The sequence below is a fragment of the Nocardioides ganghwensis genome, from assembly GCF_014779655.1.
GTDB classification, from domain to species: Bacteria; Actinomycetota; Actinomycetes; order Propionibacteriales; family Nocardioidaceae; genus Nocardioides; species Nocardioides ganghwensis.
The window spans coordinates 1-19,322 of the sequence record NZ_JACXYX010000005.1 but is presented as its reverse complement, the minus strand read 5'-3'; the positions used below and the strand labels follow the sequence as shown (position 1 = coordinate 19,322).

The window sequence follows — 19,322 nt, the reverse complement described above, 5'->3', positions numbered from 1 at the left end:
GGGCAGGAGGGCAGGTGGAGTGACCGGCCGGGGGTGATCCTCACACCATCCCCGGCCGGCCGGCCTGTGTCAGCGCAGCCGCAGCCGCGCCGTGTCCTTCGAGCCGGCGAGCGTCTCCGAGCGACGCGTCACCACGCGGACGACGTACGCGCCCGGCCGCTTCGGCGCGACCGTCCAGCGGGCCCGTCCGGCGTCGGACAGCTCGAGCCAGGTCGACCGCAGCACCCGCTGGTTGCGGAGCAGCACGGCCCGCACCCGCTCGGGCGCCTGCCCGGCGGGGTCGGTCACGACCCGTACGCGCGCCGCCAGCCGCGTGCCGCCGGCGGTGCGCTCGACTCGCACCCGGGTGCTCGACCCGGCCCGGACCACCCGCAGCGGCACGGTCGCCGTCGACGCGGCGTGGCCGGCGCTGCCGTCGTACCTCACCTGCAGGTCGTGGCGGCCCACCCCCAGCACGGTGGTGTCGACGGCCAGCCGCACGCGGCCGTCGACGAGCTCGCCGGTGCCGACGAGCCGGTCGCCGCTGACGACGCGGACGGTGCCCACCGGCACCCCGCTGGCGCCGGCGACCCGCACCACGACGGGCGTCTCCGCACCGAAGCGCGTGACCTCGCGGACGGAGGCGGCGACCGAGGCCACCACCTGCTCGCCGCCGACGGCCGGGAGGGACAGGGTGTTGGCGGGCTCGACGTTGCCGGCGCGGTCGACCGCGCGGTACTGCACGGTCCGGGCCGCACCGACGGCGACCGGGCCGTCGTACGTCGTCCACGCACCCGACCCGACGCGGGTCTCCACCCGCAGCAGGCCCGAGGTGGCGTCGGCGGCCCGCACGCTCACGCGTCGCTCGGCGTCGTACGTCGCCCGGCTGACCGGGTCGGTGGCGTCGATCCGCACCTCCAGCGACTGCGTCGCCGACTGGTTGCCCGTGACGTCGACCGCTCGGGCCCGGACCGTGTGGATGCCGTCGCCGGCGACCGTGGCCGAAGCCGAGGCACCCGTGGTGGTCGCCCACGGCGAGCCGTCGACCGACGTCGAGACGCTCTCGACCCCGGAGGCGTCGGTGGCGGTGGCGGTGGCGCCCACCGGGTCGGTGACCCACCAGCCGGCCGTCCCGCCGGGCGCGCCGGCGGACAACGTGACCACCGGGTCGTCGGCGTCGGTGACGGTGACCGTCGCGACCGGCTGGTCGGCCGACCCGCGCACGACCGTGCCGGTCACGGTGAACGTCCCGGGCTCGGCGTACGCCGAGGGGTCGACGTCGTCCCAGCGCACCTCGACCTGCTCGGTCGACCCGTCGCCCAGCTCGGCCGCGACCGTGGCGGGCAGCGCGGGCGCGGTGCCCTGGCGCGTCGTGACCGTCGCGTCGGCGACGGACTCGATAAGGAGGTCGGGCTGGTAGGCCGCGCGCATCGTGTCGAGCTCGGCCTGCGTCACCGGGATCACCGTGCCGTGGCGTGGGCTGCTCGGCAGGTCGGCGGTCGGCACGGACTGCCAGTCGCCGCTGTCGATGTCGTCGGTGCGGAACGCGAGGTAGCCCCGACCGCCGTGGTAGCTCGGCTGGTCGATGAACATGTACCAGCGGTCCTCGACCTCGTTGTCGGGGAAGACCGTCGGGCCCTCGCCCTGGGTGTAGGTGCCGCCCCACGGGTTGGGCTGTCCGACGCCGACCTGGTCGCGCACGAGCTGCCAGCCGGGCGACGACGTGGTCGTCGGGAGCGAGCCGCTCACGGTGGCCCGGAGGTCCGTCGAGCGCTCCTGGCGCGGGGTCATGACGGCCTCGTCCTTGACGAAGCGGTGGAAGGTGTCGCCGTCCTGGACGATCGTGGCGTCGATCATCCCCCGGCCGGTGCCGCGCTTGACGTCGATCCACGGCTGCGGCTCGCTGAAGGTCACGAAGTCGCGGGTCGTGGCATAGACCATCCGCTGGTAGGACGTGTTGATGTCACGGTTCGTCGTGTCAGCGGTGGGGTAGAACGCGGACGCCCAGTAGACGACGTACTCACCGGCCTCGGCGTCGTAGAACGCCTCGGGCGCCCACGTGTTGCCGGCCAGGTCGGAGGAGACCTTGACGTGGCGCTGGTCGGACCAGTTCACGAGGTCGGTGGACTCCCAGACCTCGAGGTACTTCGAGCCCGTCTCCTGTGCCTCGCCGAAGTCGACGGCCGGGTAGGCCTTGAGGTCGGTGGCCAGCAGGAAGAACCGGTCGCCCTCCGCGGAGCGGATGATGAACGGGTCGCGCAGGCCCTTCGTGCCGAGCTGCGACTCGAGCACCGGCCGCCCGTCGTTGAGCACGTCGTAGTCGAGCGGGTCGTTGCCGCGGCTCGCGCCGAGGAAGATCTTCTCGCCGTCGTCGGTGCTCTCACCCGCGAAGTAGGCGAAGGCGTACGCCTCGTAGTCCGCCGGTGCGGGCAGCGGGCGTACGCGCACGGTGATCGAGCCCGTCGCGGTGGCGTCGCCGAGCGTGCCGGTCACCGTGAGGACCACGTCGACCGGGTCGCCGCCGTGGGCGGGGCGGGTGACCTCGCCGGTGGCGGTGACGACCGCGGGGTCGCTGCTGGACCAGGCGAACGTCGTGCCGTGCAGGCCGGAGGCGGGCAGGGTCAGGTTGCCGCGCACGTCGTCGGGGTGGACGAGCTCGACGGCGTCGACCGCGGCCTGCGCCTTGCCGGCGTCGTCCTGCTCCTCGGCGAGCACGGTGACGGCGAAGGGGCCGGCGGGGCGGGACACGTCGCCGCGGGTGACGGTCGCGGTCAGCGTCGCCTCGCCGTCGGGTGCGCCGTACGCCGGACGGTGCACCGTGCCGTCGGCCTCCACGACGGACGCGTCGCTCGTGGTCCAGGTGATCGTGGTGCCGCGGGTGCCCGTGGCCGGGAGCACCAGGTCGGACGTGACGGCGGTGGTGTCACCGAGGTCGATTGCAGCGGCGTCCGCCTCGGCCGCGGCGGTGTTGGTGTCCGCGGCGCTGGCCGAGGCCTCCTCGCCGGTCAGGGCGCGGGAGTAGACGCGGAAGTCGCGCAGCCGGCCCTTGAACGACAGGTCCCCGCCGTAGGCGGATCGGCCCAGCACGTTGCGGGTGGTCGTCCCGTCGGGCTCGCCGAGCAGGCCGGGGTTGGTGGTGAGGTCGGTGTTGGACGCGACGAGGACGCCGTCCTCGTAGACCCGGGCCGCGCCAGGGGCGGCCGGCGTGCCGCCGTCGATGCTGAAGGTGATGTGGCGCCACTGCCCGGTCGGGACCCGCCCGGGTCGCGACGCGCTCTGCTCGGTGGCGTAGCCGCCCTCCGCGATCGTCGAGCGCAGCCGGTTGGAGCTGTCGTTCGTGGTGAAGAGGTAGCCCGTGCCGTTGGGGAAGGTCGCTGCGTTGCCGAAGTTGTACATGAACCAGTTGCCGCTGGTCAGGCTCGGGTCCACCCACACGTCGAAGTCGACGGTGACGTCCTCGAGCCCGGACAGCAGGTTGTCAGGCAGGGTGATGGCGTTGCCCGAGCTGTTGGCGCCGCCGCTGAACGTGAAGCCGTCGCCTCCGTTCCACGTGGCGGCGCCGGTGACGGTGCCGTCGCGGCCGTTGCCCGACGAGTCGGCGGCGACGGTGCCGGACGTCTCGTCGAGCTTCCACCAGCCGACCAGGCCGGTCTCGAGGTCCGCCGCTGCGGCGGCTCCGGAGGCCTGGCCGACCCCGGCGACGACGCTGCCCATCGAGGCGGCCAGCGCGAGGGCGCCGGCGATCCACTTGCTGGTCATGTCAGTTCTTCCCTTCAGGGCGGGTGACCCGCAGGACGGTGCTCGCCCGCGAGGGTGCGACGTCCGGCGAGCCGGCGTACGCCACGGTGATGCGGTGGGTGCCCCGGGCGAGGCCGCGCAGGACGAGCCGGGCCTTCCCGTCGCGGAGCGCGACCGTCCTGCTCCGGGACGTCCCGGAGGTGCGGACCGTGACCCGGACCGTGCCGGTGGCGGCGACGGCAGCGCGGACCCGGGCCACGACGACGGCCTTGCGGGCGGACGGGGAGCGGTGCTTCACGACGACGTCGGTCCGCGACCTCGCCTTCACGACCTCGAGGGTCACCGTGTCCTGCGACGGCGCATGGGTGGCGTCGCCGGCGTAGCGGACGGTCAGCGGGTGGCTGCCGACCCCGAGGTCGGCGGTGTCGACGCGCAGGGTCGCGCGGCCGTCGACGAGGGTGCCGCTGGCGAGCGCGCCCGACCCGTCGACGACGGTGACCGCCCCGGTCGGGCTGGAGCCGTCACTGGTGACCGACACGCTCACCCGGGCCGGACGACCGAGCCGCACGCCGTCCTCGTCCGTGACGGCCGCGGTGGCCGTGGCCGCGAGCTGCGCGCCGGACGCGGGGACCTCCAGCACCCCGGCCGGCTCGACGTTGCCGAGTCGGTCGACGGCCCGGAAGCCGACCACGGTCGCGGTCGCGCCCACCTGCACCGGCGCGTCGTACGCCGTCCACGGGCCGTCGCCGAGGCGGTAGTCGACCCGGTCCACACCGGAGCCGGCGTCGGCCGCGGCGAGGGTGACGGTGCGACCGTCGAGGGTGGCCCGGGTGACCGGGGCCCGGGCGTCGATGCCCACCGTGAGCGGCCGGACCTCGCCGACGTTGCCGGCGGCGTCGACCGCGCGGACGGCGACCGTGTGCAGGCCGTCCCCGGAGACGGTGACCTCGCCGCTCGAGCCCTCGACGGTCCTCCAGGGACCGTCGTCGACGGACACCTCGAGCCGCGCGACGACGTCACGGTCGTCGGTGGCGCCGACCCGCACGGTGGCGGGCTCGGCGTACCAGCCGTTGACGCCCTCACCGGCCACCTCGAGGCGGTCGACCACGGGGGCGACCGCGTCGGCGGTGCGCATCCGGATGAAGGTGACCGAGGAGGCGGGGAACTCGTAGTCGAACGACTCGCTGATCCCCTCGACCTGACGCACCCGCGGCTTGATCGCGTCAGGGTTCGCCTTGGTGTTGGTCGCCCCGGGCGCGCCGCTCAGCGTGGTGACGGTGGCGGTGCCCTCGATGCCGGCATCGCTGATGTCGATGCGGGTGCGGACGGGCCGCGTCGAGGTGTTGACGACCTTGGCGACGAGGTCACCGGTCCTCACGTCGCGGGTGACGACCTGGTGCACGTCGGCCGGCGGCGCGGGCTGGTCGTACTCCATCTGCAGCTCACCGTCGAGCCAGAGCTCGATGTGGGTGCCGTCGACGACGACCTTGACCCGGTAGGTCTGCCCGGTGGTGATGCTGCGGCCCTCGAGCGCCTTGACCTCGCCGGCCGAGCCACCGGTGGCGCGCTGGAGCACCGAGCGGGTGTTGTTCCAGCCACCGAGGTTCCACCAGTAGAAGTCGTTGGTGCCGGTCGCGCCGAACCCGACGAGGAAGCCCTCGGAGCCGGCGGTCTTGGTGGCGTCGAGCTCGAGCGTGTAGTTGCTCCAGTCCTGGTCGTAGGCGCCGGTCGGGATCGACCGGGCGTCGGTGACCGAGGTGCTGGTCTGCGCGTAGCGGCCGCCGTTCACCGCCCACGTCCCTGCCTGCGGAGACCACTTCCCGGCGTCGGCGAACTCGTCGGAGAAGAGCGTCTCGCCGGTGTCGTTGGAGGTGACCGTCACGTTGTCGTACGCCGCGGCGGTGGCCCACGTCGAGAGGAAGACGCCGCCGGTGATGGGCTGCACGGCGTCGGCCGGGCCGTCGTACGTGCTCGGCACGACCTCGTCGCCGACGTTGGTGCCGAAGAGCTTCTGCACCTCCCAGTTGGGCGTCTCCCACGACTCGTCGTTGTCGAACCAGATGGCGTCGGGGTTCCACTGCACGTGCGACTCGTTGGCGAGCAGCGGGGCGTACGACGCGAGCCGCACGACGTCGGCGTTGCGCTGCAGCGCGGTGATGTAGGACGCCTCAGCGAGCGCGTTGTAGAGCGTGTTGCCGCGCGAGGCGTACTCACCGAGGAAGACCAGCGGGTCCTCGCGGTCGTAGGAGTCGTAGCGGTGGTGGTTCTCCAGGAACCACTGCGGGTCGCGGTAGTAGTGCTCGTCGACGAGGTCGACGTCCTGCTCGCGGTTGAACTCCCACAGGGTGTCGAAGCGGGCACCGGACGAGTCCGGGCCGGAGTTGGAGATGATCTGGATGTCGGGGTACTTCGCCTCGATCGCGTCGCGGAACGCCGGGAAGTTGGCCTCGAAGGTCGTGGTGTTCTCCTCGTTGCCGAGGCCGATCATGTCGAGGCCGAACGGCTCCGGGTGGCCGAGCTCGGCGCGCCTGGCGCCCCACTCGGTGTCGGTGCCGCCGTTGGCGAACTCGATGAGGTCGACGGTGTCGTCGACCCACCGCTCGATCAGCTCGGGGTCCTTCATCTCCGGGATCCCGGCGCCGCCGCAGCCGTTGGCGCCGACCGAGACGACCGGCAGCGGCTCGGCGCCGAGGTCCTCGGCCATCTCGAAGTACTCCAGGTAGCCGATGCCGTAGGACTGGTTGTAGCCCCAGAAGTTCCAGTTGGTGGGCCGCTCCTCGACCGGACCGATGGTCTCCTTCCACTGGTAGGTGCGGCGGCGGTCGGTGTAGCCGCTCTCCTCGTAGGTGCGGAAGGTGCCGACGTTGGTGACGCAGCCGCCGGGGAAGCGGAGGAAGCCGGGGTCCATCGCCGCGACCTTCTCCATCAGGTCCTTGCGGAGGTCGGACTTGCCGTTGACCGGGCCGACCCAGCGGTCGGTCGGCATCAGGGAGACCATGTCGAGCCCGACGACGGACGGGGCGCCGGCGAGCACGGCGAGGCGGCCCGCGTCGGTGGTGGTCGCGGCGGTCAGGGTGAAGGGGTGCTTCTTCCACGTGTCCGAGCCGTCGAGCTCGATCGGGGCGGAGGCGATGGCGGCGTCGCCGGCGGCGTTCTCCAGGCGCACGGTCAGCTGCTGGGCGGTGGTGCTGCGCGCCCAGACGTAGCCCTCGTACGTGGCGCCGGCCTTGACCGCGAAGCCGTTGTTGTAGCCGATGTTGCGCACGCCGTCACCGGCCGCGGCGGCGGTCAGGCGCAGGTGGTTGCGGTTCATCTCGTTGAGCCGGGCGGCGTCGTCGACGACGGTCGCGGTCGTGCCGGAGCCGCTGCGGTCGAGCACCTGCCAGGCGGTCATCCCGGTGAAGGAGCCGTTGTCGGAGGAGTTGAACTCGAAGGACCGGTTGCGGACCAGCTCGGCGTAGAGCCCGCCGTCGGCCGCGTAGTTGATGTCCTCGTAGAAGATGCCGAACATGTCGTCGTTGATCTCGGCGCCGGTGCCGTCGCCGTCGATGGTCAGCGTCGACGTGCCCGCGCCGACCTCGGAGAGCAGGAACCGCACGGCGGCGGCCTCGGTGCCGGTGACCAGCGCACCGTCGTCGCCTGCGGTGACGTACGCCGCGGGGTCGGCCGCGTCGCGCAGCACGACCTTGCCGCCGCCCGCGTCCGTGAGCCGGAGCGGTGTGGGCTCGTCGTCGACGGCGCCGACCTCGAGCGCGCCGTCGCGCAGCACGAGCGGGCCGTCGTCGGTGGCCAGCGCGAGCGCACCCTCACCAGCCTCACCGGCGTCGGTGGCCCGCATCCGCAGGCTCGCGGTGGGCTGGTCGGCGCTCAGGCGCAGCGCGGCACCGTCGAGGACGACGTACGGCTCCTCGCCGTCCGCCTGCAGCACGAACGGGCCCGACGGGCTGACGTCGGCGCCGGCGCCGTGCTCGACGGTGAAGGAGTCGAAGGCGGCCGGGAGGACGGTGCCGTCCTGCGCGGCGAGCGCGTAGAGGCCGACCTGGGTGGTGTCGAAGGAGACGTCGGTGGTGGCGGCGGTGACCCACGCCGCCCCGTCCCAGAAGCTGGAGGTGAGGGTGTCGCCGACGCGCTGGAGGCGCAGCCGCTCGGCGCTGGAGCCCGGGCGGTCTGCGAAGCCCACGGCGCTGAACGTGGCGCCGCTCTCGAGGTCGGTCTCGATCGCGACGCCCGACGGCGAGAGGTTGCCGACGAAGGTGAGCCCGGACCGGAGGTAGTTGTCCATGTCCTGCCACGCGATGAGGCCGGCGCCCTGGTAGACCTTCGCGACCGCGGCGGACACGTCGGCGGTGGCGGTGAAGTCGCCGGCCGGCACGTCGAGGACGACCACGTTCTTCGCGGTGTTGTTGCCCTGCCAGGTGTCGCCGGGCTGGCCGGCGATGCGCAGCGCGCCGTCGGAGACGGCGAGGTTCGCGGGGTCGGGGTTCACCACGCTCCACCGCTCGTCGAGCGACGTCCCGTCGAAGGTGTCGGTCCAGGTGACGCCCCCGTCGGCGGCCGATGCCGGGAGCGTCGCACCCGTCGTGGCGGCCAGTCCGGCGGCGAGCAGGGCGGCAGCGGTGAGGGCGGCGGCCGGGCGGTGGAGCAGGGTCATCGTGGTCCTCGAGGTCCAGGCCTGCCACGCGGATGTGACGGGCACCACAGCGGAGAGTGTTAGCGCTAACACACCACACGTCAAGGGGCAGTCCCGCTTTCGGATGGCACCGTTGACGAATCACAGTGACCGTGGTCACACTGCGTCTGTTAACGCTCACATGTCGAAGAGGACCCCATGACCGACGTCGACCGCACCCGCGCCGCCCGCCCGCCCGCCTCCGCCGCACTCGCCACCGTGCTGGCGATGCTGGCCGGGCTCCTGCTCCTGCTGCCGACCACGCCCGCCGCGGCGGTCACGTCGAACGGGTCGGACGTCACCGACGGCCTGCTCCTGCGCTACGACCTCACCCAGGAGTCCGGCACCACCGTGGTCGACTCCTCGGGCAACGGCCGTGACGGCACGCTGAGCGGCGGCGGCACCTGGACCGGCACCAGCGGCCTGGCCCTCGACGGGGTCGACGACCACGTCAAGCTGCCGAACGACCTGATGGCGGGCCTGAGCGCGATCACGGTGTCGACCGACGTCTTCATCGAGACCTCGCAGGCGACGCCCTACTTCATCTGGGGCCTCGGCAACACCGCGTCCTCCGGCTCGGGCACCGGATACCTCATGGCGAGCGGCAACGCGTTCCGGGCGGCGACGACGACCACCAACTGGTCGGGCGAGAAGGTCACCGCGCGCAGCTCGGGCGGCAACCTGGCGCGCGGCGTGTGGAAGACCGTCACCTACACCCAGACCGGCACGACCGGCACGCTCTACGAGGACGGCGCCCAGGTCGGCCAGAGCACCGCCGTGACCGTCCTGCCCAGCGCGATCGGCAACGGCACCACGACCAACAACGTGCTCGGCGAGTCCAACTACGCCACCGACAACACCCTCAAGGGCAAGCTCCGCAACTTCCGCGTCTACGACCGTGCCCTGACCGCCGAGGAGGTCGCGGCGATCTCGCTGACCGACGACAACCGCCTCGCCTCCGACACGGCCGCCCTGTCGCTCGGCGACCTGTCCGGCGTCACCGACGACCTCACCCTCCCGGCCACCGGCCCGTTCGGCTCGAGCATCGCGTGGACCTCCAGCGACACCGCCGTGATCAGCGACGCCGGCGCGGTCACCCGCCCCGGGCCCGGCGCCGACCCCGCAGTCGTCACGCTGACCGCGACCCTGACCCGCGGGTCCGGGACGGCGACGAAGTCCTTCGACGCGACCGTCCTGCCCGACGAGGGGGACCAGGCCAAGGCCGAGGCGGCAGCCGCGGCGATCGAGCTCGTGCACCCCGACGACGTGCGAGGTCACCTGACCCTGCCCACCGAGGGCGGGACGGGCGCGACGATCACCTGGGCGTCCTCGGCCCCCGCGACCGTCGCGGCCGACGGCATCGTCGTCCGCCCCGCGCCCGGCGCCGGCGACGCGAGCGTCACCCTGACCGCCACGGTCACCGTCGGCGAGGCCACGGCGACCCGCGACTTCCCGCTCACCGTTCGTGAGGCGCCCGCGCCCGCGCCGTACGCGGGCTATGCCTTCAGCTACTTCACCAACAACTCGATCGCCGGCGAGAAGATCTACTTCGCGGCCAGCCGCGGCAACAACGCGCTGCGCTGGGACGAGCTCAACAACGGCGAGCCGGTGCTCGAGTCGACGTACGGCGAGCTCGGACTGCGCGACCCGTTCCTGATCCGCTCCCCCGAGGGTGACCGCTTCTTCCTCATCGCCACCGACCTGTCGATCGGCCGCAACGGCGACTGGGACCGCGCGCAGCGCCAGGGCAGCCGCCACCTCGAGATCTGGGAGTCGACCGACCTCGTCAGCTGGTCGGAGCAGCGCCACGTGCTGGTGTCCCCGCCGACCGCGGGCAACACCTGGGCGCCCGAGGCGTACTGGGACGAGGACCTCCAGCAGTACGTCGTGTTCTGGGCGTCGAAGCTCTACGCCGAGGACGACCCCGGCCACACCGGCAGCACCTACAACCGGATGCTCTACGCCACGACGCGTGACTTCGTGACCTTCAGCGAGGCGAAGGTCTGGCAGGACATCGGGTCCTCGCGGATCGACTCGACCGTCATCAAGGAGGGCGAGACCTACTACCGCTTCACCAAGGACGAGGGCGCCGGCACCACCGGGTGCTCCGACATCATCCAGGAGAAGAACGACTCGCTCACCGAGCCGGATCTGGTGGGCAGCAAGGCGTGGGCGTTCCAGGACGGCTGCATCGGCCGCGACGCCGGCACGTCGGCGGTCGAGGGCCCGACGGTGTTCAAGCGCAATCCCGGTGACACCTCCGGCGGGCAGTACTACCTGTTCGTCGACGAGTACGGCGGTCGCGGCTACATCCCGCTGACCACCGACGACCTGGACGCCCCGGACTGGAAGGTGCCGGCCGACTACAAGCTGCCGGCCAGCCCGCGCCACGGCACCGTGCTGCCGGTGACGCAGGCCGAGCTCGACGCGCTGCGCGCCGACCTGCCCGCTCCCCCGCCGCCGGTGCAGAGCGACGAGGACGGCCTGGTCGCGCACCTGCCGCTGACCGGCGACGCCGAGGACGTGAGCGGCCACGGCTACGACGGCACCGTCACCGGTGACGCGACCTTCGCCGACGGCGCGCTGACCCTGGGCGGCTCGACCGGCCACGTGAAGCTGCCCGACAACATGATGACCGGCCTCGACGACATCACCGTGTCGACCGAGGTGTGGGTCGACCCGGCCCAGTCCGGCAACTACTTCGTGTGGAACCTGGGCAACACCGGCACCGACGGCGTCGGCAAGGGCTACCTCTTCACGACCGGCAACAGCACCTATCGCGCGGCGATCGCGTCGGGCAACTGGACGACCGAGCAGGGCATGAGCGCGGGCTCGGCGCTCCAGCGCGGTGCGTGGAAGACGCTGACCTACACGCTCGGCGACGGCGTCTCGACGCTCTACCTCGACGGTCGTCAGGTCGCCCGCAACGCCAACGTGTCGATCAGGCCGGGCGACATCGGCGACGGCGTGACGACCGCCAACTACATCGGCCGCTCGGCCTACGACGGCGACAACCGGCTGCGCGGCAAGGTGCGCGACTTCCGCATCTGGTCGCGTGCGCTCTCGGGCGCCGAGGTGGCCGAGCTCACCGCCGGCCCGACCGACGTGCTCGGTGTCGACCTGGCCTCCCTCGAGGTCCCGGCGATGATCGACGCGGCGGCCGGGAAGATCACCCTGCCCGTGCAGCCCGGCACCGACCTGACCGCCCTCGCCCCGGCGTACGCGGTGGTGGCGGGCGCGACGGTGTCGCCGGACGGCCCGGCCGACTACAGCTCGCCGGTGTCGCTGACCGTCACCAACGGCTCCGAGAGCCGGGTCTGGACGGTGTCGGCGGTCGAGATGCGCTCGCCGGTGCTGCCGGGGTTGTACGCCGACCCCAACATCGCGGTCTTCGACGGCACGTACTACATCTACGCCACCTCCGACGGCTACCCGGGCTGGGGCGGCAAGGAGTTCTACGTCTGGAGCTCGTCCGACCTCGTCGACTGGACGCGCTCCGAGGAGCCGATCCTCACCCTCGACGGCGCGAACGGCGACGTCCCGTGGGCGACCGGCAACGCGTGGGCGCCGACGATCATCGAGCGAGACGGGAAGTACTACTTCTACTTCTCCGGCCACAACGCGGCACTCAACCGCAAGACGATCGGCGTGGCGGTCGCGGACAGCCCGACGGGCCCGTTCACGGCGCAGCCGCAGGCGATGATCCTCAACAACGAGGCCGTCACCTCCGGCCAGGCCATCGACCCGGCCGCCTTCCGCGACCCGGTGTCGGGCAAGCACTACCTCTACTGGGGCAACGGCTCCCCCGTCATGGCCGAGCTGGCCGACGACATGGTCTCGCTGAAGCCGGGCACGATCTCGGCGATGTCCGGGCTCACCGGCTACCGCGAGGGCTCGTTCATGAACTACCGCGACGGGATCTACCACCTGACCTACGCGATCGACGACACCGGTTCGCCCAACTACCGCGTCGGCTACGCCACGTCGACGACCCCGACCGGGCCGTGGACCTACCGCGGGCTGATCCTGGAGAAGGACGAGTCGCAGGGCATCCTCGGCACCGGCCACAGCTCGATCGTCCAGGTGCCCGGGACCGACGAGTGGTACATCGCCTACCACCGCTTCGCGGTCCCCACGTTCGAGTCGGCCGGTGGGGACGGGACGCACCGGGAGACGACGATCGACGAGCTCAGCTTCGGTGAGGACGGGCTGATCGAGAAGGTCGTGCCGACGCTGTCGTCGGTGGACCCGCTGGCCTACACCGGCGGCGAGGTCACGGCGGCGGTCTCCGACGAGGGTGCCGACGGGTGGTTCGGCGCGGACGCTGCGCTCACCCTGACCGGCGGCGGGTCCGTGGTGCAGTACCGCCTCGGCGACGGCGCGTGGGCGGCGTACGACGGCGCGGTGCAGCTGCCGGCCGGCTCGTACGACGTGGCGTGGCGCTCGCGCTCGGCCAACGGCATCTGGAGCGAGGTCTGGACGCGCCCGGTCAAGGTCGACGACACCCCGCCGGTGGCCTCGGGCTCGGTCTCGGGTGAGCGGAGGCTCTCGCTCACGGCGACGGACGACGCGTCGGGCGTGGCGGTGCGGGAGTACCGCCTCGACGGCGGGGCGTGGGTCGTGTGGACGGAGCCGGTGCAGCTGGACGGCGCGGCGCACGGCATCGACGTGCGGGCGACCGACGTCGCGGGCAACACCTCGGCCGTCCGCTCCCTCACCGTGGAGGCGGCTCCGACCCCGGTGCCCGCTGCCCCGGTCTCGACTGCTCCCCCGATCGTCGCGGGCAACCCCGCCGTCGGCCGGACCCTCACCGCCGTCCCCGGCGGCTGGGACCAGGGCGGCCTGACGTACGCCTACCAGTGGCTGCGCGACGGCGTGCCGGTCGCCGGTGCGACCTCGTCCTCCTTCCCGCTGGGGGTCGAGGACGTGGGTCACCGGATGTCGGTGCAGGTGACGGCCTCGCGTCCCGGTGGCGCGGCGGGCGTCGCGCGGTCCGCGGAGACGCGGGCCGTGGTGAGGGCACCGGCGAAGGTCAGGACCAGGCTGGCGGACCGTACGCCCACTGCGGGCGAGAAGACCAAGGTCACCGTGCGGGTGGCCTCGGTCCCGGCCTCGGTCGGCGCGACCGGTCGCGTGGTGGTCCGGGTGGACGGCAAGGTCGTGCGCAAGGTGCGGCTCGGCGACGGGAGGGCCGTGCTCCGCCTGGCCTTCTCCGCCGGCAGGCACACGCTCACGGTGTCGTACGCCGGGTCGGACTCCGTCGCCCCGTCGTCGGCGAGGAGGAAGGTGCGCGTCAGCCGCTAGCCGGGCGCGGCGCCCCCACCGCCAGCGCCACCACGGCAGCTGCACCCGACACGTCCGGCAACGCGCCGCCCGCCCGGTGCGCGTTGGCGTGGTCGAGCATGACCGAGACGAACGTCTCGGCCGCCTGGCGGCGCAGCGTCCTGGCCACGGTCCACTCGACGGCCTGGTCCAGCGCGGCCTCGGTGAGCTCGACGAGTGAACGGCGCAGCTGTCGCAGGTGGCTCCGCACCTCCGGGTGGGTGCCGCTCTCGCGGAAGATGACCGTGCGCAGCATCAGCGAGTCGTGGTCCTCCAGGCCGAGGCGGCGGTGCATGGCCAGCAGCGAGCCGGCCGGGTCGCCGCGTCGGATCACTCCGGCGAGGATGTCCGGCGTCGGTGTCGGCAGCCGCTCCTGCAGCAGCGTCAGCAGCAGGTCGATCTTGCGTGGGAAGTAGTAGAACACCAGCCCCTTCGGCACGTCGGCGGCTTCGGCGACGCGCGCGGTCGGCGTCGCGTCGAAGCCGTCGGCGGCGAAGAGGCCTTCCGCCGCATCCAGGATGCGGGTGCGGCGGTCAGGGGCGGCCATCGGGGCAGTGGCCTAGTGCGCGATCGGGCCGTGGTGGAGGTGCATCCTCTCCTCGACCTGGGGCATGCCCAGGACGCCGGCGGTCACCGTGATCGCACCGACGATCCAGGCCGTCAGGGCCATGGCGTCGAGGCGTTCGAAGCCCATCACCCAGGGCGAGGCGATGAACAGCACGCCCATGACGACCAGGGCGTACTCAGACACTCGGTCCTCCGCCATCGCCAGGGACCACAGCGCGATCGCTGCGGTGATGACGCCCAGGGCCACCATCGTCCACGTCGCCGTGTCGTTCGTCCGGGTCCACAGGGGTGACAGGGCTGCGTACGCGCCGGCCACCAGCGCCATCCAGGCCTGCCATCGCGTCCACTTCTGCATGACTGATCCTCACTTCCTTGCGCGGGACCCGCCGCTCCTCGGACGGGTCGTCCACCCTCAGAGTGCGCTTGATTGACCGCCCGGTCAAGAGTCGCCTCGGTCAGCGCCCCCTCTTCGTCGCGGTGAGCGCGTGGACGCAGGTCAGCGCAGCCTCGGTGTCGACCATCCCGAGCCCGGAGTGGATGTCGAACCCGGGGCTCATCATGTCGACCGCCGTCGAGAGCAGGCACTGCTTGGCCTGCGCGGGCGTCGCCGCGGGGTTCGCCTCGAGCATGAGCGCCAGGACGCCGGCGACGTGCGGCGAGGACATCGAGGTCCCGGAGATGCAGAAGTACCCCGGCTGCTGGATCTCGGCGCACTCGGTGAGGGGGGCGAGCACAGACGGGGACAGCGCGGCCATGATCGTGTCGCCCGGCGCCACCACGTCGACCTGCGGGCCGGTGCCGTCGGCCGCGCCCCGGCTGGAGAAGTCGGTGATCTGCTGGCCTGCCACACACCCTGAGGAGTCGACGGACTTGCAGGCCGCGCCGACGAGGACCGCCCCGTTGGCCGGGTCGTGGTAGCCCCCGATGGTGCCGGGCTCGGGACCGGCGTTGCCGGCCGAGAAGACGACGTGCACGCCGCTGTCGACGACCGAGGCGATCATCTCGGACATCGCGTCGAAGTCGGTCGGCTCGCCGCAGTCGAGGCCGAGGCAGTTGGGCTCGGTGGGCAGCAGTCCCCACGAGTTCTGGGTGATGTCGATGCCGTGCTCCTCGCGGTGCCGGATGGTCCAGTCGAACGCGGCCAGCGCGGCCTCCTCCCAGTCGAGGTCGTCGGCGATGCCGAACCCGGGGGTGGCGACCCGCATCGAGATGAGCGACACGCCCGGGGCCACCCCGGCCAGGTCGGGTCCGCCCTGCGACTCCGAGAGGCTGCCGTCGCCGCCGACGGTGCTCGCGACGTGGGTGCCGTGACCGATCTCGTCCTGCAGGGCGAGCGCACCGGTCGACTCGGCGTACGCGTCCCACTGGGCGGCCGAGAAGCCCGCCTGCTGCGCAGCCTCGGCGTAGGAGAAGTTGAGCCCCTTGACCACGCGGTCGCCGAAGTCGGGGTGGGCGGCGAAGATGCCGGAGTCGAGGACGGCCACCGTCACGCCCTCACCGCTCACGCCGGGGCGGGTCCCGGTGACCTTCCTCGCGCCGACGCGCGTGGTGTAGGACTTCGGCTGGTCGACGCCGAGCGCGTTGATCTGCTCCTTGGACGCGTACAGGTGCGACACCAGCCGGCGCTGCGGCTCCACCGCGACGACGCCGGGCAGGGTGCCGAGCAGGTCGGCAGCGGCGGGGTCGACCGTCACCGCGACGGCACCGATGCTCGGGAGCTCGATGGCGCGCTCGACGCCGAGGTCGCGCAGCGAGACGAGCGCACCGGCCGGGACCACGCCGCCCTCGAAGGCCACGACGGCCTTCGCGAACCCGGCCTCGTCCGTCGGCAGCGACGGTGCAGTGATGACCGTCGCCTCGAGGGTCGCCCCGGCCGACAGCGGCACGAGGACGGCTGCGCTCGTCGCGAGCGCCGCAGCGAGGGCCGTCAGACGGCGGGTGCGTCGGGTGGCGGGAGTGGATCGGGTGGATCGGGTGGATCGGGTGGATCGAATCATCGGATGAACCTCCGGGAGCGTGTCGTCGGAGGTCCAACGACCGGCACCCGGCGTGGTTACCGGCTGCCTCCTGCCTCAGACCAGGCGTCGCGCGGCCAGCACCGCCACGTCGTCGTCCCGCGAGGGGTCGCTCACCCGCTGCACCAGCGACGGGACGAGGTCGGCGAGTGCCTTCTCGGCCAGGCCGACGGCGGCATCGGCCAGCCGCTCCTGGCCGTCGGTGATGTCCTCGCCCCGGCGCTCGATCAGGCCGTCGGTGAAGGCCACGACGGCGTCACCGGCCCCGAAGCCCACGTGCTCCTCGGTGCGGATCGGCGCACCGACGCCGAGGGGCGGACCGTCGGCGAAGGCGAGCTGGCGGGCGGACCCGTCCGCCCGCAGCAGGACGGGAGGCGGATGACCGGCGTTCGCGATGGTGACGGTGTCGGCGCGCGGGTCGGCGAGCAGGTAGAGGAGGGTGACGAGCTGCTCGGAGCCGTAGTGCTCGAACATCGCGTCGAGCCGGCTGAGCACCAGCGCCGGGCGGGGGTCCAGCGCTGCGTACGCCCGGACCGCGGCGCGGACCTGCGCCATGGCCGCGGCGGCCACGACGCCTCGGCCCATGACGTCGCCGATGAACATCACCAGGCGACCGTCGTCCAGCTCGACGACGTCGTAGAAGTCGCCGCCGACCTCGGTGCGGCCCGCGGGACTGTAGTGGTGCCCCAGCTCCCACCCCGACGACGCGGCGACCTCGTCGGGGAGCACGGCACGCTGCAGCTGCACGGCGGCAGCGAGCGTCTGGCTGTGGAGCTCGGCGTTGTCCAGGGACACCGCTGCCCGCTTGGCCAGCTGCTCGGCCAGGACGAGGTCGTCGAGCGTGAAGTGACGCTCAGACTCGGCCGTCACCCACGTGATCACCCCGAGCACACGGTTGCGCGCCACGAGCGGCACGGTCACCGCACTGCGCAGGTGGAGGGCGCGCGCGATCGCTGCGTGCTCCTCGTCGATGGCCGCCTCCGCGAGCATCTCGTCGGTGATCTCGGCGATGAGCTCGCTGCGCCCCGTGCGCATGACGTGCCACGCGCCGTACGGTCCGTCCGGGTCAGGGGGATAGCGCTCGGCGAGCTCGTGGGCGAGCTGCACCTTCTCGGGATCGACGTGCGCCACGGCGAGCCGACGCAGCCGGCCGTCGTCGACGACGTCGATCGCGCACCAGTCGGCGAACGTGGGCACGGCCAGGCGGGCGACGTTGCCGAGGGTGACCTGGTAGTCGAGGCTGCTGGCCAGCTCCGTGGCCGCCTCGGCCAGGAACGCGAGCTTGGCAGCCTGCCGGCCGGCGTCCTCCTGCGCCTTGATCCTGCCGATGCTCTGTGCGCAGGCGCTGGCCAGGATGTCGAGGAGCTCGACCTCGGCATCGTCGAGCTCGCGGGCGTGCATGAAGAGCAGCCCGATGGCGCCGATCACGGAGCCGCCGGCGCCCAGCGGCAGGGCCACGACGGTCTGGGCTCCGCGGTCCGGCATGTCGGTGAAGCGCCGGGTGATCGCCTGCGGGCCGGTGACGACCAGGCGGGTCCCGGTGCGGATGGCCTCGGCCGACGGTGTCTGCACGGTGATCGGGAAGGTGCTCCACGTCTCCTCGTCCCCCTCGACGCCGCCGCTGAGGGCCATGAGCCGCACCGTTCGCCGGTCGTCGCTGAGGAGCGTCATCGAGGCCAGGTCCGCCCCGACGGCCTCGGCGCCGTGGGTCACGACGGCCTTGCAGACCCCTTCGACGGTGTCGGCGTCGACGAGCTCACCGGTGACGCGCGCAAGACGGGTCAGCCGGTCGGACAGAGCCGCGGGGCCGCCTGAGCCGTCTGAGCCGATCACCGGGACATCATCCCAACTCCAGGGTCCCGCGGGGCGGTATTCGCGTGCACCTCACCCCCAAGGGGTACGTTCCCGCCGTACGCTCGGCTCGTGAACGCTGCAGCCGGATCGGATCCGGCGGTCGCAGGACCCACGCACGCGTGGGCCGAACAGTCGCTGGACGCACTCACCTCGCTCCCCGGCGTACGGCGGGCCGGGCTCGCCCTGCCGGAGGGCGGCGGCCGACGACTGAACTTCACCTCGGCCGAGCACCCCGGCCAACGCCCCGTCACCTGGTGCCAGGTGGACGCCTACGACGACGTGCCCCTCAACACCGCGGTGCGCAGCGGCCGCGCCGTCGTCGGCGACCTCGGGCAGCTCGAGGCCAGCCACCCCGCCTTCATCGAGCGCCAGCGCGGGACGGAGACGCGGGCGCTCGCGGCGGTGCCGCTCGTCGCGGACGGGCACACCCTCGGCGCCTTCGTCCTGTTCTACCGCCACTCCCCCGGGTTCGCGGACGGGGCGGTCCGTGAGCTGCTGGACCTGGGCGCCCGCCTCGGCGAGGCCCTCCTCGGCACGCGGACTGCCCAGGCTGGCGCCCTCGACGCGCGGATGCGTACGCCGGCGGCGGGAGCGCAGGTCGCGCTGTTCGCCGTCGCCGACGACCCGGCAGCGGTCGGTCCGGTCCGCCAGGAGCTCCGCGCCACGCTGTCCGCCTGGGAGGTGGACCGCGACATGACCGACACAGCTGCCCTGTGCATGTCGGAGCTGGTCACCAACGCCGTGGTCCACGCCGGGTCCGGGTGCCACGTGCAGGTCACGTGGGGCGAGGGCACGCTGACGGTGGAGGTCCGCAACCCCGGCCACCCGCCCGCCCTCCCCGAGCCGGATCTGCGCGACCCCTTGCAGGTCCACGGTCGCGGGCTCCAGCTGGTGGACGCCCTCGCCAGCCGGTGGGGGTCCGATCGCGATGACGACGGCTTCAGCGCGTGGTTCGTGCTGGAGGGATGAGCGAGTCCTGACCGCCTGCCCGCGGCGTCCACAGGGTCTTGTGTGTCGAACATGCGTTCGATAGAATCAGGTATGTCGTCCTCCAGCCCAGCGCGAGTTCAACCGGCTGTTGCAACGAGCCTCTTGTTGAGGGCCTGGCCGGGAGTCTGCCACTCGAGAGTCTTGCGTGGTCTGGTGTTGAGCTTTAGCGCGACGGCCTCGCAGTCGGT

8 protein-coding genes and 1 pseudogene are annotated in these 19,322 nt (G+C 72.6%); 2 read left to right on the top strand and 7 right to left on the bottom strand.

The genetic code is table 11. The features are described 5' to 3' along the window. Positions 1-69 precede the first annotated feature (69 nt). Entirely contained in the window at positions 70-3,738 is a 3,669-nt protein-coding gene (locus IEZ24_RS07060; protein WP_129454999.1) for an immunoglobulin-like domain-containing protein, read from the bottom strand. A gap of 1 nt (position 3,739) precedes the next feature. After that, entirely contained in the window at positions 3,740-8,368 is a 4,629-nt protein-coding gene (locus tag IEZ24_RS22040; RefSeq protein WP_129455000.1) for an alpha-L-arabinofuranosidase C-terminal domain-containing protein, read from the bottom strand. 177 nt (positions 8,369-8,545) lie between these two features. Between IEZ24_RS22040 and IEZ24_RS07050 the strand changes: the two genes are divergently transcribed. Next, entirely contained in the window at positions 8,546-13,690 is a 5,145-nt protein-coding gene (locus tag IEZ24_RS07050; RefSeq protein ID WP_129455001.1) for a family 43 glycosylhydrolase, read from the top strand. Here IEZ24_RS07050 and IEZ24_RS07045 read toward each other — a convergent pair. The 4 genes from IEZ24_RS07045 to IEZ24_RS07030 form a co-directional block, all read right to left on the bottom strand. Beyond that, positions 13,680-14,255 carry a TetR/AcrR family transcriptional regulator gene (locus IEZ24_RS07045; protein ID WP_129455002.1) on the bottom strand — a complete coding sequence of 192 codons (576 nt, stop codon included), beginning with the start codon at positions 14,253-14,255 and terminating at the stop codon, positions 13,680-13,682. The two genes, IEZ24_RS07050 and IEZ24_RS07045, sit on opposite strands and share 11 nt — an antisense overlap. A 12-nt stretch (positions 14,256-14,267) precedes the next feature. Further along, positions 14,268-14,630 (bottom strand): SPW repeat domain-containing protein, encoded by a 363-nt coding sequence (locus IEZ24_RS07040; protein ID WP_129455003.1) that lies wholly within the window; start codon positions 14,628-14,630, stop codon positions 14,268-14,270. A 100-nt stretch (positions 14,631-14,730) separates the two neighbouring features. Beyond that, positions 14,731-16,272, bottom strand: a complete 1,542-nt coding sequence (locus IEZ24_RS07035) for a S8 family serine peptidase (RefSeq protein ID WP_129455004.1) — start codon at positions 16,270-16,272, stop codon at positions 14,731-14,733. Positions 16,273-16,347: 75 nt separating this feature from the next. Continuing rightward, on the bottom strand, positions 16,348-18,123 hold the full coding sequence (locus IEZ24_RS07030) for a GAF domain-containing SpoIIE family protein phosphatase (RefSeq protein WP_129455005.1): 1,776 nt from the start codon (positions 18,121-18,123) through the stop codon (positions 16,348-16,350). Positions 18,124-18,213: 90 nt separating this feature from the next. Between IEZ24_RS07030 and IEZ24_RS07025 the strand changes: the two genes are divergently transcribed. Then, a complete protein-coding gene (locus IEZ24_RS07025; RefSeq protein ID WP_129455006.1) occupies positions 18,214-19,113 on the top strand; it encodes an ATP-binding protein in 900 nt (299 codons plus the stop codon). A gap of 98 nt (positions 19,114-19,211) precedes the next feature. Here IEZ24_RS07025 and IEZ24_RS22600 read toward each other — a convergent pair. After that, positions 19,212-19,322: pseudogene (locus IEZ24_RS22600) on the bottom strand (IS30 family transposase); the annotation flags it as partial.